Source organism: Arcicella rosea, assembly GCF_040543805.1.
Taxonomy (GTDB): domain Bacteria; phylum Bacteroidota; class Bacteroidia; order Cytophagales; family Spirosomataceae; genus Arcicella; species Arcicella rosea.
This window is the reverse complement of record NZ_JBEUMS010000004.1, coordinates 84,361-101,450: the sequence shown is the minus strand read 5'-3', so window position 1 is coordinate 101,450 and position 17,090 is coordinate 84,361. Positions and strand designations below refer to the sequence as shown.

Below are 17,090 nucleotides of genomic sequence, written 5' to 3'. Positions count from 1 at the left end.
ACTTCAAGTATCTCACGAGACTCTTTTTTGCGGTATTTTGAGGTTTTTAGTATCAACCTAAATAATCAAAGTAGGAAACAACAATTTCTTTATTATTGATTACTTTTCAGTAAGAAATTCTGAATAATTGACAGCAAAATGTAAATTAAAATGATGACAGGAACTGCCACAAATTTCAAGAAAACTAGCAGAAAAATAGAAAGAATCAGGAATATATACTTCGTTTGATTTGACTTCCAGTCAAAATCCTTGAATTTCAAAGCAAACAGCGGTAACTCTGCCACCAATAAATACGACATGATGATAGAGTAGAAAATCAACACATTATAATTGATAAAAAAATCTTTGTATTCTGGTTGATAAAAAGCGATAAGTGGCAAAGCTGCCACGACCATTCCATTCGCAGGTGTTGGCACACCAATAAAAGAATCACTTTGACGAGTATCAATATTAAATTTAGCCAAACGTACTGCTGAAAAAATAGCTAATCCAAAAGCAATATAAGGTTTATGAAAACCGAAAAGCCCAGTAGTACAATAACCAGTACAACTACTTTCAATAAGATTCAATATCATAAAAGCAGGCAAAGCACCAAAAGTAACCATATCTGCCAATGAATCTAATTGTTTTCCGATAGGCGAAGAAACATGTAACAATCTAGCCACAAAACCATCGAGCCAGTCACAAATTAAGGCAATTCCAATTAAGTAAGAAGCAGTTGGTAAGTCCCCATTGAACACCTTTAAAATTCCAAAGCATCCGCAAAGTAAATTGGCACAAGTTAGTGTGTTAGGAATGTGTTTTTTAATTTCAATCATTTTATTCAGATGAAGATGGTTTTTTACAATCGGATAAAAGGGTTATAAATTTTTTCAAAACCAATTGTTGTAGTTTCACCGTGACCGGGATATACCACCATATCATCCTCAAGGGTATAAAGTTTGGTTCTAATACTATTTTCTAAATCTTCAAAACTGCATAAAGGGAAATCTGTTCTACCAATACTTCCTTTGAACAACACATCACCACTCACACAAATTTTTTCAGCTTTATTCAGAAAAGCCACATGACCGGGCGCATGACCGGGCACAAAAATTACTTCTAATGCAGATTTACCAAAAGTAATTACATCACCTTCTTCAATAAAAACATCTACAGTTGACTCCTCATAAGTAGGAAAACCATAATATTCAGCTCTACTTCCGGCATTCAATAAAAGTGGTAAATCTTCTTTATGAAGATGTAATTTCACACCGTATGTTCTTTTGATAAATTCATTGCCCAAAACATGATCAATATGTGCATGTGTATTCAATAGATGAATCACCTTCAAACCTTGATCATGAATATAATTTTTCAAAGCACTTCGTTCCTCATAAACATGGCAACCGGGGTCGATGATGACACATTCTTTGGTCTCATCAAAGAGCACATACGTGTTTTCGCCAAAAGGGTTAAACCTAAATGTTTGAACTTGAATCATAGTAGTGGTGAATAATTAATGTTTAAAAGCGCACAAAGATGACGATAAATCCTCGAAATTTTTAGATTGATAATAAAAACATCGTAGGTTTTTTATGCAAATCTGGTTTTTGTTTTTTCCACTCAGCAATTGTTTTTGTCTGAATGAATTCATCTGAACCCGTTACATTACAAGCAATACATAAAAAAGTACTGGAAGCTAAATTACTCAATAAATCATCTAACAATTGATTATTTCTAAAAGGCGTTTCCATGAAAATTTGGGTCTGTCCTTTTCTTGCATCATTTTCAAGTACTTTCATTTTTTTAGCTCTTTCTACTTTATCAATGGGCAAATAGCCATGAAAAACAAATGATTGTCCAGAAAAACCTGATGCCATCAAACCCAAAAGAATCGACGAAGGACCAACCAAAGGTACTACTTTCATTCCCAACTGATGGGCGGTCTGTACTGCCAAAGCACCGGGGTCGGCTACGCCGGGGCAACCCGCTTCTGAAATCACGCCAATTGATTTGCCTTCAGGAATTTCTTTGAAATACTGCTTTACTTTAGCAAGAGGAGTATCTTTATCTAATTCAAAAAAATGAAGTTGGTCTATTACTTTACCGACTTTCAATTCGCTGATAAAACGACGAGTCGTGCGAATATTTTCAACAAAATAATAATCAGTTTCCTTGATTACTTCTCTGATTTGTGGAGAAAGTACTGATTCAGAAGTATCAGGAGCTAATGTGGAAGGAATTAAAAAAAGCATTTTTAAAACGATTTGTTTGAGATTGTAATCCAGAAAAATTCTTAAAACATTTAAGCTTTTACAAATCGAGATAATACTTCGATGAATTCTTGAGGTTTATCAGCTTGCACCCAATGCCCCGCTCCTTCTATGGTTTCTAATTCATAATTCGGGAATAATTCCCAAATTTTACGCTCATCTTCTGGCTGAATATAATGAGATGATGCTCCACGAATAAATAAAACAGGTTGAGTTACACTGTGTTCATTTTCAAGTTCATGCCCAACTACATCAATATTTTTAGTGATTACAGGAACGTTGATTCGCCAATCGAACTCATTGTTTTTTTCAGGATTTCGCCAAAGGTTCTTTAAAAGAAATTGACGAACGCCTTCACTTTCTTCGAATCTTTTTAAAATCTCGTTCGCTTCGGTTCTACTTTTTAAGTTTTTTAAATCAACTGCTGCCAATCCTTGTAAAATCATTGAGTGATGAACAGGGTAAAATTTAGGAGCAATATCAACCACCACCATTTTAGCAAAAGCATCTGGATAATTCATCGCAAACTGCATAACTACTTTTCCTCCCATTGAATGCCCGACTAAAATAGGATTTTCGATAGCATTTTCTTCGATAAATTCTTTCAAATCAGCAGCCATTACTTCGTAATTAAAGACATCACTTCTTGGCGATTGACCATGATTTCGTTGGTCGAGCATATAAACAGTATGTTGCTCTGCAAGTACTTTACCGATAGTTAACCAATTATCCGACGAGCCAAAAATACCGTGTAAAATGACAATATTCGAACCACTTTCTCCTGTTTTTCTACAATATAATTTCATTGAAAATTGTATAAATTACCATGCTGAGCTTCAAGAAATTTTCTCAAATTCAGGATGAATAATGTTATTGCTAATGTTTATATATCAAAAATTCATCTTTAATGAATAACTTTTTCAAAGTTCCCCTTTCTTTTTCAATATTACAAATAGCCTAAAAAGGCATATTCAAGCAAAATTATCTATTAAATCCCCTTTTAAAAAAACTTTTATAGCGATATTTAGTTTATTAAAATCAAATATACTGGCAAGAGGTAAATCTTCAAAAAATACTAAACTTATAGAGTTATAAATAAGTTATTTTATAATTGAATCTTTCTTTTCCAAAAAAAGGCAAACAACTAAACTTTTCAAACAAATAATTGCACTATACCTACAAATCAAGCGATTAGGCTATTCTTGTTTACAGTTTCTTAATAAAGGTATATTGTTCTTCCTAAAAAAAAGTTGTTATTTTGCAAACAAATTCAACAATTCAAATTCTAACTAAATTCCAAATTTTCAACATGAAAAAATTCTTTACTACAAAGGTAGTTATGGCAGTTTTCTTAGCTCTCATAGCCACTATTTCGAGTGTACAGGTTTTCGCTCAAGGATCGACCACTGCTGCTATATCTGGTACAGTAGTTGATGAAAAAGGAGATGCTTTACCAGGCGCAAATATTATTGCTATTCATGAACCAACAGGTTCACGCTATGGTACTGCAGCTCGTGCTGATGGTCGTTTCAACATTGCTAACATGAAAGTGGGTGGACCTTATAAAGTAACCATTTCTTTTGTCGGATTTAAAGACAATGTTAAAACTGGTATTAACCTTACACTTTCTCAAGACCTTCGCATAAATGCGAAAATGGAATCTGCTTCATCACAGATTGAAGAGATTAAGGTTGTAGCAGCAAGAAGCTCAGTGATTAATGCTGGTCGTACAGGTGCAGCTACGACTGTTGGAAATAAACAGGTAACAACTTTACCTACTTTAAACCGTTCATTAACTGATTTTGCTCGTCTTGACCCACGTTCAAACGGTGGTTTAAGTTTCGCTGGTCGTAGCAGTTCATACAATAACATCTCTGTTGACGGTGCTCTATTCAACAACACTTTCGGTTTAAGTGGTACTGTAGGTGGACAAGCTGGAGCACAACCAATTTCTGTTGATGCAATTGACCAGTTTCAAGTTAATATTGCCCCATTTGATGTTCGCCAAGGTATGTCAACTGGTGCCAGTGTAAACGTAGTTACTAAAAGTGGTACTAACGAATGGTCTGGTTCGGCTTATACATTTAACCGTAGTCAAAGTTTAGTTAGTGAGAAAATAGGTGATATTGAAAATAAGTATCCTACATTCAGCGTATCACAAATTGGTGGTCGTGTAGGAGGTGCTATTATCAAAAATAAGTTATTCGTTTTTGCTAGCTTTGAAAAAGAAAATAGAAAAGACCCAGGTTCTACCCGTGTTGCTACTCGTACAGGTGTAACTGCTGACCCTGCTACTACGTCTTCTGTTAAAGCAGAAGATTTGGATAAGTTAAAAGCTTTTTTATTAGAAAAATTTAATTACAATCCAGGATTATACGAAGGTTATGATAAATTAACTGAAAGTACTAAATTCAATGCACGTTTAGACTGGAACATTTCTGATAAACATAAATTGAATATTAAGTATAATACACTTCGTTCATTCTCTGATATTACTGCTTCAAATTCAGGTGCTTTATCTAATGGACGTGGACCAACAAGTACTAACTTACCTTTCCACGGTGGTTTATATAGAATCAATAATAATTTAGATTCATATATTGCAGAATTAAACTCAACTTTTGGTGGAAATATTGCAAATAATTTAACTGTTGGTTATACTCAATTGCGTGATTACCGTGAATCACCTGTAAATAGCACACCTTTCCCTACAGTTGATATTGGCAATGGTGCTGGTCAGTCAGCTACTTCTTTTGGTTTTGAACCTTTCTCTGCTAACAACATACTAGATACAGATGTCTTCCAAATTTCTGATAACGTAACTGTTTATTCAGGTAAAAATGTATTTACATTTGGAGCGGCATTTGAAAGTAATTCATTCCGCAACGGTTTTGCTCCAAATTATTATGGTGGTTATCAGTTTAATTCATTTGATGATTTTTATGCAAGTGTAAACAATGGAACTTCAAATGCACTTCAATATCGTCAACAATGGTCTAACACATCTTCTTTCCCTTTCGCTAAAATGAAAGGAAGTACGTTAAGTTTATATGCTCAAGATGAAATCAATGTTGGTAAAGGATTCAAAGTAACAGTAGGTTTGCGTGCAGATGGTACATCTTTCCCTGTTGAGAAAAATGCAACTACAACTAATCCTTACGTTCCAGCTCTTACATTCAGAGATGGTGTAAAGTTAGCGACAGATCGTTTTCCTGAGTTCACTTTGTTATGGTCTCCACGTGTCGGCTTCAATTGGGATGTTAATGAAGAAAAGAAAACACAAATTCGTGGTGGTTTTGGTATCTTCTCTGGTCGTGTACCTTATGTATGGTTATCTAATCAATTATCTAATAACGGTGTATTATTTGGTTCTGAAAGTATCAACAATCCTACTAACCGCCCTTTCAATGCTAATGTTGACGCTTATCGTCCAGCTGTAGATATTAACAATTTCAAACCTACGTCATATAACTTAGCTGTAACTGACGAAAACTTTAAATTCCCACAGATTTTCAGAGCAAATATTGCTGTGGACAAGAGTTTAGGTGATGGCTGGCTAGCAACATTTGAAGGTATTTATACAAAGGATATAAATGCTGTTTATTTGGACAACGTTAACTTACCAACTTCTCCAAGAAATGCACTAGGAGCTGATAATAGAGCAATCTACTATAATGTTAATGCTCTCGGTTTTCCATCAACTGCAAACAACAGAATCTATGGTTCGATTCCAACAGCACAAGGAGGAAACACAGCTGAAAAACCAAACATTTCTGATGCAATTTTAATGAAAAACACAAGTAATGGTTATAGTTATGCTTTAACAGGTACCCTTGCTAAAACATTCGATAGCGGTTTATTTGCAAGTATTTCATATACTTATACTGACTCTCGTTCTGTTAATGATGGTGGTTCTATCGCTCAATCTATGTGGCGTGACCGTGTAGTTGTAGGTAACCCAAATGCTGATGTTGCTTCTTATTCTAACTTCTTACAAACTCACCGCATTATAGGATTTGGTAGTTATAAATTGAATTATCTGAACAATAAAATGTCAACTACTTTTGGATTTACTTATTCAACTGGCCCTTCAGGACGTTACTCATATATCTATTCTGGTGATATGAATGGTGATTCTCAAACTACTAATGATTTGATTTATGTACCTAAAGACCAAAATGAAATCTTGTTGAGAGCTATTGGAACTTACACAGCTGCACAACAATGGGCTGATTTAGATAAATTCATTAGTCAAGACCCTTACTTAAGTTCAAGACGTGGTCAATATGCTGAACGTAATGGTGCTGTTTTACCTTGGTCAACAAACTTTGATTTTAAAATTATCCAAGATTTCAATATCGTAGTTGGAGGGAAAGTAAATACAATTCAATTAACCTTCGATATGTTCAATGCTGGTAATTTTGTAAATCCAAACTGGGGGTTAAACCAAACAACTTACCGTACTGCATTGTTAAATTTTGTAGGATATGACAATGCAGTTGGTGCTGTAAGTACAGGTTCTGTACCTACTGGTAAACCAATTTTCACATACCCTTATCAAAGTGGTACTAATCCATTAACAGAATCATTCCAAAAATCAACAGGTTTAGGTTCAAGATGGCAAGGACAAATAGGTATCCGTTATATCTTCAACTAATCATTATTGCAGATACAACAACCACAAAAAAACTCAGAGAAATTTCTCTGAGTTTTTTTGTTTTCAATCAATATTGCTTAGTGGAAAGTAATACTAAAGTACAGGCTTCTTCTACAATAATTCCTGCTGTTTTTGCTTTCTCTTCAAATACTTCATTTTCTGTTCCGGGATTAAAAATTATTCTTCTTGGTTTTAGTCCTAATAAATAATCATATAAATCAGGCTGATGATTAGGAGCAACGTACAAGGTAATCGTATCTATATTTTTGAAATCAGGATTACTCGTATTGATTTCTTTGCCTTCAATCTCCCCTGCTCTTTTTCCTAATAATTCCACTTCATGTCCCTTGGCTAACAGCATTTTAGTGGCTTTAAATGAATATCTTTCTGTATTTGTTGATGCTCCAACTACTAATGTTTTCATGTTTGTATGATTTTACCAATAATTTATTTTATTTTTAAACATTTTTCAGGAGGCTTTTAGTTCTTCCGAAAATTCAAGACCATTTTTATACAACTTATATGCACATTCCTGATACTTATGATGAATTTAGCCATTTTTGGGCTAATCATCAACAGGAGGCTATTTTGGCGTACACTAGCCAGAAAGACTCCTTTATCGTGGGCTTATTGCCTGAACAATCAGTAGCAATGCCAGCTATTCAACTATTTTATATTTTAGAAAAACGTTTCGGACAAACTGCATTGTACCAAGCTTTAAATCCAGATTTTACTGTTCCAAGTCCTGTTGCTCATCAAAAAGATACATCTTGGATTAAAACGGTCAATATGGTCGGTATTAATGTTCGTACCATTAGTAGTTTTTTTAATGTTGTAAAATATTCTCTTACTTTACCTACATCGCAATCTTCCATACATTTACTTCCTATTTGGGAATGTGGCGTTGTGGCTAGTTTGTACGGAATGGCAAGTTGGAATATTAATCCAGAATTTTACGATGAAGAATTAGCAAGAGCTTTCCCTCACTTGAATACCGTAGAAAAACAGTTAAAAGTAGTTTGTAATCTTTTACATTTAACTGGTAAGACGGTAGGAATGGATGTAATTCCGCATACGGATAGATACTCTGAAATAGCATTGGCTAATCCTCATTTTTTTGAATGGTTACAAAGAAAAGAGTTTGAAATCATTAATCATGATGCCAACTTACATGAAAAAGTTCAAGAACGTATTCTGGTCTTTCTTCAACAGTTTGGAGCAGTCGTTGACATAGAATATCCAAAAGAACCCGAAGTATTTTTCAATAATCAGTTATTTCCAGAAGAAAAAAGGTTACAAGTACTTTTTGGCGAAAAAAGTTATTTGTGGGTTAGAAATAAAAAAAGAAATCAATTAATCAGCTTTTTGTTTAATGAGGGTTATGAGCCTGTACCAGCTACGATGGCTCCGCCTTACAGAGGACTAGCAGTTGATAAACGTGAAGAAGCCAAAACAATTGATGAAGACGGCAGAGTATGGAGAGATTATACCATTTCAAAACCAGAAGCAATGTCAAGAGTTTTTGGTCCTTTGGCAAGATTCAAATTGTATGAAAGTTTAGACAACAACCAACATTGGGAAATAGACTTTTCAAGTCCACGAAAAGAAGTTTGGGAATATACAGCAGCAAAATATTTGGGTTTCGCCCAACAGTATAATTTTGATTTCATGCGTGGTGATATGTCGCATGTTCAGCTTAGAAAAGAAGGTACTCCAGCCAATCCAGATGAATATTATGACATTCATAAATATATCAAAGGAATAATTTGTCGAACAAAACCTACTTTTTCGTATTTTGCAGAGAGTTTCTTGGCTCCGCCCAATACAATGGCTTATGGCGTAGAAGAAGAACACCTTGAAGGTTCTGATGCCGATAGTACTTTAGGCGATTTACAATCAATGACATTGGGTTCTGAAACATTTGTTTCGGCATTTGCCCGTTATCATTCATTATTAAAAACATGTACTTTTGCGCCCAACTTTACCATTATTACAGCCGATAAAGACGACCCAAGATTTGATGAGTTTTACTTGAGAGGAAACGAAATTAGAATGTTCATGGGATTATTTTTAAGTGATATGCCTTCTTATATGAGCTTAGGCTTTGAACAGAGAGACGTCCACTTTAGTCCCGCTCCAAATGAACACTATACTAAATTGTATGTCTTTCAACTTACTGAAGGACCAAAAGCGACGCATTCAAAATATCAATGGGGAAAAAATGCTGAATTATTCAAAGGTTTGACTACCTTGAGAAAAATCTCGGAGGAAATTTGCTCTGCCATAGCAAAACAAAGTACACAGTGGCTTATTGCTCCAGATTTCACTGGAAAAAATAAAGTAATAGCATGGACACAAAGCGAGCATCCACAGTATCTATTTATCGTAAACTTGGATACTGAGCATGAAAGTGAAGAAATTTCATTTAAAAATATCGTAGAAGCTAAACATTTAGAGCATATTTTTACTTCTAATAAAAAAAAGGACATCACTTGTAATACAGAAAATATCCAAATTAATTTATTAGAAAAAGGAGAATATAGTATTTACCGTTATCAATTTTAAAGTAATGAAAAACATCTCATTACTTTAACCCCAGTAATATAACCACAAAAAAATTTAAGAAAAAAAACCAAATGATCGACAAAAAAACTGCTTTAGGAACCAAAAAAAGCGCAAGCTTTTGGAATGAAAAATGGGTAGATATTCCTTTTAACGAAGTTGAAAATCCACCTGTTTATAAGGTGTCAAACTATGGTCGTTTAAAGAGTTTCCAAAATGACCCAGTTCAAGGAGACATCATTAATGGATCTAAAATTCAAGGATATAAATCGTTGAATATTAGGGCAAAAGGAAATAAGTCATTAAACAGGTATGTTCATAAACTTGTAGCTGAATTCTTTTTAGAAAAGCAAAACGAAGAACAGAAATTTGTCATTCATCTTGATCATGACAAACTTAATAATCATTGGGAAAATCTAAAGTGGGTTTCTCGTGATGAAATGACTATCCATAACCGTGAAAATCCTGCGGTGAAAGATAGAGTAATTCCGAAACGTACCAAAAATTACAAATTGACTGAAAGTAAAGTTATCATGATTAAGAAAATGCTTAGGTCAGATAAAAACCGTTTGAAAATGATTGCCAAGCAATTTGGTATTACGCATACGCAACTCAACAGAATTCGTTCTGGCGAAAACTGGGGACATGTAAAATTAGAAGATTAATAAAAAATGGGTTTAGAATCTAAAAGTTCTAAACCCATTTTCAATTTGTCTATCAAAGCTACGCTTACTTCACTACAGCCAAGCGACTTACCAAAGTCTCCTCTCCTTTTGCATTCGCAGAAAAAATCAAGTAAATTCCTGTTTCAGCTCTTTTTCCATCTAAAGTTTTTCCACTCCAAACAGCAGTACCGCCGTTGGCTCTGGTTTCATAAACTAAATTTCCTGCAATGTCTGTAATTTTTACGAAGGCATTTTCAACCAATCCTTCAATACCAATTTGTCCTTCAAAATCTGGTCTAACAGGGTTCGGAAACACTTTTACATTTTCTGCAGCTTGACTATTGGTACTTTCGGTAGCAGTACCTCTGTATGAAACCAAACCTTTTGTTGTACGAATAAATACATTTCCTGAACTTTGTTCAAGGGTAATATAGTCAATAGCATTAGAAGGCAAAGGAGAATTACTTTCGGTGAAATTTGTGACTAATTCCGTTCCGTCGGCATTGAATAAAAAGATGCCGTTTAACGTTCCCATCCATTTTCTATTTCCTCCGTCTATGCCTATTGCCGTTACTGTTTCGTTTCCTAACAATCTTCTTCTTTCAAAAACGGGTGTATAAGCATCAAAATTTCTACCAGAAAAAACATTTGCAGGATTATCAAAAACAACTACGCCTCTGTCAGTACCAACCCACATTTGTCCGTCTTTATCCAATGCCAAAGTTTTCACAGTAGTACTTGGTAAATTGCCAAAACCTACGCCAGTGGTGATGTATTTTTGTTGATTACTGGTGTTTTTTACCATTATTCCACCAAAATTATTACTCCTAATCCATGTATTTCCTTCTAAATCTACTACGACAGAATCTTTTCTTTTACTGAATAAAGTATCTAAACTATTCGGACTGTAGGTTTTATAATTTCCTTCGACGTTACTCAAAAGTCCATTTTTATGATCTGCAATCCAATATTTCCCTTGTGAATCTGTCCTTAAAAATTGTGGAGATTGAATTTTGGCATCTGATACTTTTGTAAAAGTCAGCAAATCCATATCCAAAATATTTAGCTGACCATTGGCAATAAGGAAATATTTGTTGCCTGTAATATGGTTGATGGAGGTTATTTTATCAGAAAGTAATAATACACCAGATAATTTACCATTTTGATAAGAAGATACTCTTCCAGATTCTGCTGCGATAATAAGTCCATTCTGCCAATTTACCAAAGTACTTTGTTCTGCTGTCAGAGTACGCCAATTACCAAAAAATTGTAGATTAACATTACTGGCAAATTTAGCTTTGCGAATGCCGACAGAAGTAGCTAAAAAGATAGAATCACTTGCAAATTCTGTTTTATAAATCTTGATAGCATTACCATTTTCCCCTAAATTTTGATAGGTTTCTTTAATTTCCTCTTTTTCAAGGTCAAGAATTACTAAACCAAAATCATAAGCTAAATAAGCAAGGTTATTTTTGACTGAAATATGATTGACTACTTTACTGCCAAGAATTGAACTAGATTCTTTCAACAAAGAAATATTAGTGATTTTTGACGGTTCTGCCTTTTCATCAAGTTGCATCAAATCAATATTTCCAGTTTGGTAAGTAAGAATTAGCGTATTTTGATTGACAGCATAAGCAATTTTCACAATGCCAATTTCTGATAAACCATCAATTTTAGAAAGTTTAACGGATTCATTCGCTTTTTTATCATAATAAAAAAAGCCATTTTCTGTCACGCAGTAAATCTTATCTTGAACAATGGCAATATCTTTTGCGCTAGTATAATTGAAGTACGTTTGCCAAGTACCAATTGGGACTTGTGCTAAAATTTGAGAAGAAATACTAACATTCAATAAGCAAGAAAAAATTAGCAGATTTAAGATAAACCTATGAGAGTTTTTAGGTTTAAAAACTGTTTTGCTTCTTTTTGACACTTCAACAAGCATAAATTTTTATGTTATAAATGAAAACATTTTCTACATCTTGCTTCATAGCTATCGGTTTCACCTAGCATTACTTGTTCTTTTCCAGCAGCTTTTCTGTATGAATAATTGGCAACGTCGCCACAAACCATACACACTGCGTGAACTTTTGTAATGTATTCTGCAATAGCCATTAGCGCTGGCATTGGACCAAAAGGATTGCCTTGAAAATCCATATCCAAACCCGCAATAATTACTCTTTTTCCATTAAATGCCAAAGAATTTGCTATTTCAACGATTCCTTCATCAAAAAATTGGGTTTCGTCGATACCAACGACATCACAATCACCAGAAAGTAAGAGGATTTCATGCGAAGATTGTATTGGTGTTGAACGAATTGAGGAAGAATTATGCGAAACAATATCTTGATGATGATAACGAACATCAATGGCTGGCTTAAAGATTTCTACTTTTTGCTTTGCTATTTTTGCTCTATTCAATCTACGAATTAATTCCTCTGTTTTACCAGAAAACATTGAGCCACAGACTACTTCTATCCAGCCTGTTTTCTTTCCATTTTGTTGATGTTGGTTATGATACGGTTCAATAAACACTTCGCTAATTATTTTTGGTTCTAAAAAATCTATCTTTTTACGAAGATAAAGAATTTAAAATGGATGATATGAAATTATCTTTTAAAGACAAAAAATTGTAAATTGATTAATAACAAAATAATACAAAAAAGCAGTAAATAAATTGTCTTATTTAAAGATTTTTTAGTATTATTGTGCTTACTTAACCATAAATCACTAATACAACATGAAAACGATTAATCAATGGCTCGACGAATACGGAGAAAGCCATCAAAACCCCACGAACAAAACTGTTCATTGGATTTGCGTTCCACTCATTTTTTTTAGTCTTTTAGGGCTACTCTATAGCATCAAACTTTCATTCTTTAGTCTGGGCAATATTCAAGGTAACGTTGCATTAATTGTGCTAACGCTCACACTGATTTATTACTTTAATCTTTCAAAACCCTTATCTGCTGGGATGTTTCTATTTTCAGCCATTTGTTTATTTATTTGTTATTTGATTGAAGGTTCTGCTTTTGTACCGCTTTGGCAAGTATGCGTTACCATTTTCGTTTTGGCTTGGATTGGGCAATTCTGGGGGCATAAAATTGAAGGAAAAAAACCTTCCTTCTTCAAAGATTTACTCTTTTTAATGATAGGCCCAGCTTGGTTAATGAGCTTTATTTACCAACGTTTGGGGATAAATTATTAAAAATAACAATTGTATAAATTGACAACATTCTAACAGCACTCCTTGTCCTTAAAACTTACCATCCATACTATTTCAGGATAAAACAGTATCAAGTAGTTAATATTTGATACTGTTTTCGTTTTCAGCCATTTAACTGAAAGCATCTCAAATTTCAAACTTAAATCAACCAAAACCATGTTTGTAATTATTTTAGGTATCATCGTTTTAGTAGTAGGCTTTGCTATTAATACTCCTTCTTTATCAATTGCACGTTTTTCTCGCCCAGTTAAAGTTGTTGGAAGTATTATTGTTGGAATCGGTTTTCTCAATGCTGGTGTTAAACAAATTGATGCAGGCGAAGTAGGCGTACAATCATTATTCGGAAATGTAAATCCTAATACTTTATCAAGTGGACTAAACTTTGTAAATCCTTTAGCTGAAGTACAAACCTTTGATACCAAAACGCAAAACTACACGATGTCGGCAATACACGATGAAGGAAGTAAGAACGGCGACGATGCAATCAGGGTACTAACCGCCGATGGTTTAGAAGTAATTATCGACTTAACAGTTTTGTACAGAATTGTTCCTGCCGATGCTCCAAAAATTCTAAAAGAAATTGGCTTAGATTATAACGACAAAGTTGTTCGACCAATCACAAGAACAAAAATCAGAGATAATGCCGTTTATTATGATGCAGTAGCACTTTATTCTACCAAAAGAGATGAATTTCAAACGAGAATTTTCAAATCTATTGAAAAAGATTTATCAAAAAGAGGTTTGTTGCTTGAACAATTATTAATCCGAAATATCAATTTACCAACTTCTGTAAAACAAACGATTGAATCTAAAATTAATGCAGAACAGGAAGCTCAAAAAATGCAATTTATACTCCAAAAAGAAAAACAGGAAGCCGAACGTAAACGAGTTGAAGCACAAGGTATAGCCGATTATCAGAAAATCCTTTCTACTGGTTTGAGTGATAAACAATTGCAATACGAAATGATAAAAGCGCAAAAAGAATTAGCGCTTTCACCCAATGCTAAAGTTATTGTTTTAGGTGGCAAAGGAAATACGCCAATAATTCTAGGAGATAAATAAAACAAAAAGCCTGTTTCCAGAGTGGAAACAGGCTTTTATTTGAATAGATTTGAAAAATTTAGTTTGATAATTCAAACAATTATTTTCTATCAAATCTTATTTTCCTTGACCATTCGCCAATAATTGGAAGAATTGATCCAATTTAGGAGTTACGATAATTTCAGTTCTACGGTTCAATTTACGTCCAGCAGAATTTTCGTTTGAATCTTTAGGAGCAAATTCAGAACGTCCACCAGCAGTCATACGCTCAGGAGCTACACTAAATTTAGTTTGTAACAAACGAACAACTGAAGTAGCACGCTTAGTACTTAAATCCCAGTTATCTTTCAAACAGTCAGTAGCGATAGGTACACTATCAGTATGACCTTCAACTAAAATATCTAACTCTTTGTGGTCATTCACAACTTTAGCCACTTTTTCTAAAACTGTTTCAGCTTTTGAATTGATAACTGCGCTACCCGATTGGAAAAGCATTTTATCAGAAATTGAGATATACACAACTCCTTTTTTCACTTCTACCGTTACATCATCATCATTTACATCAGCTAATGAACGTTTCAATGTCATTACTAAAGCTAAATTCAAAGAATCTTTACGTTGAACAGAAGAGTTCAAGTCTTTGATGTATTTGCTTTGGTCGTTCAAAGTTTCCAAAGATTTTTTGATACTTTCAGCACCAGCTTTGCTCACGATAGAAAGATCCGACATTCTGTCTAACAAATTAGTGTTAGTTTTTTTCAAATAGTCGATTTGATCTTCTAAGCTTTTCAACTGTTTAATCTTAGCTTGCAAATCTCCATCTTTCGATTTCAAATCAGCTTCTAAACTTGCTCTTGTTTTATCACAGTCGTTTAAGTCCGCTTTAGCTTTGGCAAGAGAGCTTTCAGTGCTTGCTTTGAAGTTAGCATATTCCGCTTGAGCAGCTGTTAGTTTTTTCTTACTCACGCACGAAGACATGATTACTATTGATGAGGCAAACAAAATTAATTTTTTCATACTTTTTTAGTTTTAATGCTAATTGCTCTATTAAAATTTGAAACGAAAATACTATAAAAAAATTACATAATTGTCATGATTTGTCTTTAGTATAAGCATAAAAAAGGTCAAATCATGTCAAATTTCATGGATTAGTACGTATATCCCAAAATAAGTCAAAACAAGATTTGATAAGTTCAAAATATTTCCTCTATAAATCTTCAAAGAGTATTTATCCTGAAATTAGACAATCAGGAGAATCCAAAAGTACTAAGTAAAATTCTACAAAATAGAAAATTCTTGCTCAATTTCCCTGACAATTATTCCCTTTTGAGCCTTCTAAGTAACATTCATATTTTCGATTTTGTCAAAAAATTAATACTTTAGGATAAACAAAAATATTAATCATGAAAAAAATTGTACTAACAGCTAGTTTTCTAGCCCTGTTTGGAAACTTCACAAAAGCTCAAAAACTAAATTCAACTGAAAAGAAAATTGTTGACTACATCAATCAGCAAATGCCACAAACTGAACAACTCCTCAAAAAGATTGTAAATATCAACAGTGGAACGATGAATACCGAAGGCGTTCGTGAAGTAGGCGGTATTCTCAGAAAAGAATTCGATGAAATTGGCTTTAAAACTGAATGGATTTCACTTCCAGATTCGCTCAACCGTGCGGGGCATTTAGTGGCAGAACGAAAAGGGAATCAAGGTAAAAAAGTATTTCTTATCGGTCATTTAGATACTGTTTTTGAAAAAGCAATGACTTTCACTCCTTACACTTATCTAAATGATTCTACCGTTACAGGACAAGGAGTAAATGATATGAAAGGTGGCGACATTGTTTTATTAGCTGCATTGAAAGCACTTCATCAAAATGGTTTACTTGAAAATACTTCACTTACTGCCTATTTCACTGGAGATGAAGAAAGTGCAGGCCGACCAACCAGTATTAGTAGAAAAGATTTTATAGAAAGAGCTCAGAAAAATGAAATCGCCTTGGCTTTTGAAACTGCCGTTAATTTGAATACCGTTGCTACAGCTAGAAGAGGCGCAAGTGGGTGGAAATTAAATGTAAAAGGCGTGATGGGACATTCTTCAACCATTTTTAGCCAACAAGCTGGTTATGGTGCAATTTATGAAGCTGCAAGAATCTTGAATGAATTCAGAGAAAAACTAAGTACTGAAAAATACTTGACTTTCAATCCGGGATTAATCATGGGTGGTTCTGAGATTAACAATAACAATGAAACCATTGGAAAAGATAATATTATTTCTCCAAGAGTAATGGTTTCAGGAGATTTGAGATTTCTTACTGAAACTCAGAAAGAAAATGCTAGGCTAAAAATGAAAGAAATTGTTGCTCAAAGTTTAAATAAAACAAAAGCTGAAATTGTTTTCTCAGACGGTATTCCAGCGATGGAACCAACTCCTCAAAACGAACAATTACTGGCTGTTGTCAATAAAGTAAGTTTGGATTTAGGTTTTGGTGAAGTAAAAGCTGGCGACCCCGGTTCAAGAGGTGCAGGCGATATTTCTTACATTGCCAAATATGTTGCTTGTTTGGATGGTTTAGGTGCTTCAGGCAAAGGGGCTCATGCTCCAGGAGAAACTATGAACATTAAAGAATTTCCAAAATTAGTACAAAGAACAGCTTTGCTCATTTATAGATTAACCCGATAA

14 protein-coding genes are annotated in these 17,090 nt (G+C 33.9%); 6 read left to right on the top strand and 8 right to left on the bottom strand.

Annotated elements, in window-relative coordinates; translation table 11 throughout:
* Positions 1–92: 92 nt before the first annotated feature.
* From ABID42_RS06690 to ABID42_RS06675, 4 genes are all read right to left on the bottom strand, one after another.
* Positions 93–818, bottom strand: coding sequence for a CDP-alcohol phosphatidyltransferase family protein (locus ABID42_RS06690; RefSeq protein ID WP_367282974.1), 726 nt, complete (start codon positions 816–818; stop codon positions 93–95).
* Between the two features lie 23 nt (positions 819–841).
* Positions 842–1,483: an MBL fold metallo-hydrolase gene (locus ABID42_RS06685; protein ID WP_367282973.1), complete on the bottom strand. Its 642-nt coding sequence runs from the start codon at positions 1,481–1,483 to the stop codon at positions 842–844.
* Between the two features lie 61 nt (positions 1,484–1,544).
* Positions 1,545–2,237, bottom strand: coding sequence for an SAM-dependent methyltransferase (locus ABID42_RS06680; RefSeq protein WP_367282972.1), 693 nt, complete (start codon positions 2,235–2,237; stop codon positions 1,545–1,547).
* A gap of 50 nt (positions 2,238–2,287) precedes the next feature.
* Positions 2,288–3,061, bottom strand: a complete 774-nt coding sequence (locus ABID42_RS06675) for an alpha/beta fold hydrolase (protein WP_323260224.1) — start codon at positions 3,059–3,061, stop codon at positions 2,288–2,290.
* A gap of 503 nt (positions 3,062–3,564) precedes the next feature.
* Here ABID42_RS06675 and ABID42_RS06670 point away from each other — a divergent pair.
* Positions 3,565–6,912 (top strand): TonB-dependent receptor, encoded by a 3,348-nt coding sequence (locus tag ABID42_RS06670; RefSeq protein ID WP_367282971.1) that lies wholly within the window; start codon positions 3,565–3,567, stop codon positions 6,910–6,912.
* A gap of 67 nt (positions 6,913–6,979) precedes the next feature.
* On the opposite strand, the gene ABID42_RS06665 is transcribed toward ABID42_RS06670, so the two are convergent.
* Positions 6,980–7,336 (bottom strand): CoA-binding protein, encoded by a 357-nt coding sequence (locus ABID42_RS06665; RefSeq protein ID WP_367282970.1) that lies wholly within the window; start codon positions 7,334–7,336, stop codon positions 6,980–6,982.
* Positions 7,337–7,434: 98 nt separating this feature from the next.
* Between ABID42_RS06665 and ABID42_RS06660 the strand changes: the two genes are divergently transcribed.
* Together ABID42_RS06660 and ABID42_RS06655 are read left to right on the top strand one after the other, a co-directional pair.
* Positions 7,435–9,477 carry a hypothetical protein gene (locus tag ABID42_RS06660; RefSeq protein WP_367282969.1) on the top strand — a complete coding sequence of 681 codons (2,043 nt, stop codon included), beginning with the start codon at positions 7,435–7,437 and terminating at the stop codon, positions 9,475–9,477.
* A gap of 71 nt (positions 9,478–9,548) precedes the next feature.
* On the top strand, positions 9,549–10,139 hold the full coding sequence (locus ABID42_RS06655) for an HNH endonuclease (RefSeq protein WP_323260217.1): 591 nt from the start codon (positions 9,549–9,551) through the stop codon (positions 10,137–10,139).
* A 64-nt stretch (positions 10,140–10,203) separates the two neighbouring features.
* Here ABID42_RS06655 and porZ read toward each other — a convergent pair whose 3' ends face one another.
* On the bottom strand, positions 10,204–12,087 hold the full coding sequence (gene porZ, locus ABID42_RS06650) for a type IX secretion system anionic LPS delivery protein PorZ (protein ID WP_367282968.1): 1,884 nt from the start codon (positions 12,085–12,087) through the stop codon (positions 10,204–10,206).
* An 11-nt stretch (positions 12,088–12,098) separates the two neighbouring features.
* The gene (locus tag ABID42_RS06645) at positions 12,099–12,677 is read right to left on the bottom strand and encodes a thymidine kinase (RefSeq protein ID WP_367282967.1); all 579 of its coding nucleotides are present in this window, start codon (positions 12,675–12,677) and stop codon (positions 12,099–12,101) included.
* A 205-nt stretch (positions 12,678–12,882) separates the two neighbouring features.
* On the opposite strand from ABID42_RS06645, the gene ABID42_RS06640 reads away from it, so the two are divergent.
* Complete coding sequence (locus tag ABID42_RS06640; protein ID WP_184133086.1) at positions 12,883–13,350, top strand: Mpo1 family 2-hydroxy fatty acid dioxygenase; 468 nt, start codon at positions 12,883–12,885, stop codon at positions 13,348–13,350.
* A gap of 174 nt (positions 13,351–13,524) precedes the next feature.
* Positions 13,525–14,430 carry a prohibitin family protein gene (locus tag ABID42_RS06635; RefSeq protein WP_323260209.1) on the top strand — a complete coding sequence of 302 codons (906 nt, stop codon included), beginning with the start codon at positions 13,525–13,527 and terminating at the stop codon, positions 14,428–14,430.
* A 96-nt stretch (positions 14,431–14,526) separates the two neighbouring features.
* Here ABID42_RS06635 and ABID42_RS06630 read toward each other — a convergent pair whose 3' ends face one another.
* A complete protein-coding gene (locus tag ABID42_RS06630) occupies positions 14,527–15,426 on the bottom strand; it encodes an OmpA/MotB family protein (protein WP_323260207.1) in 900 nt (299 codons plus the stop codon).
* Between the two features lie 386 nt (positions 15,427–15,812).
* On the opposite strand from ABID42_RS06630, the gene ABID42_RS06625 reads away from it, so the two are divergent.
* Positions 15,813–17,090 (top strand): M20/M25/M40 family metallo-hydrolase, encoded by a 1,278-nt coding sequence (locus tag ABID42_RS06625; protein WP_367282966.1) that lies wholly within the window; start codon positions 15,813–15,815, stop codon positions 17,088–17,090.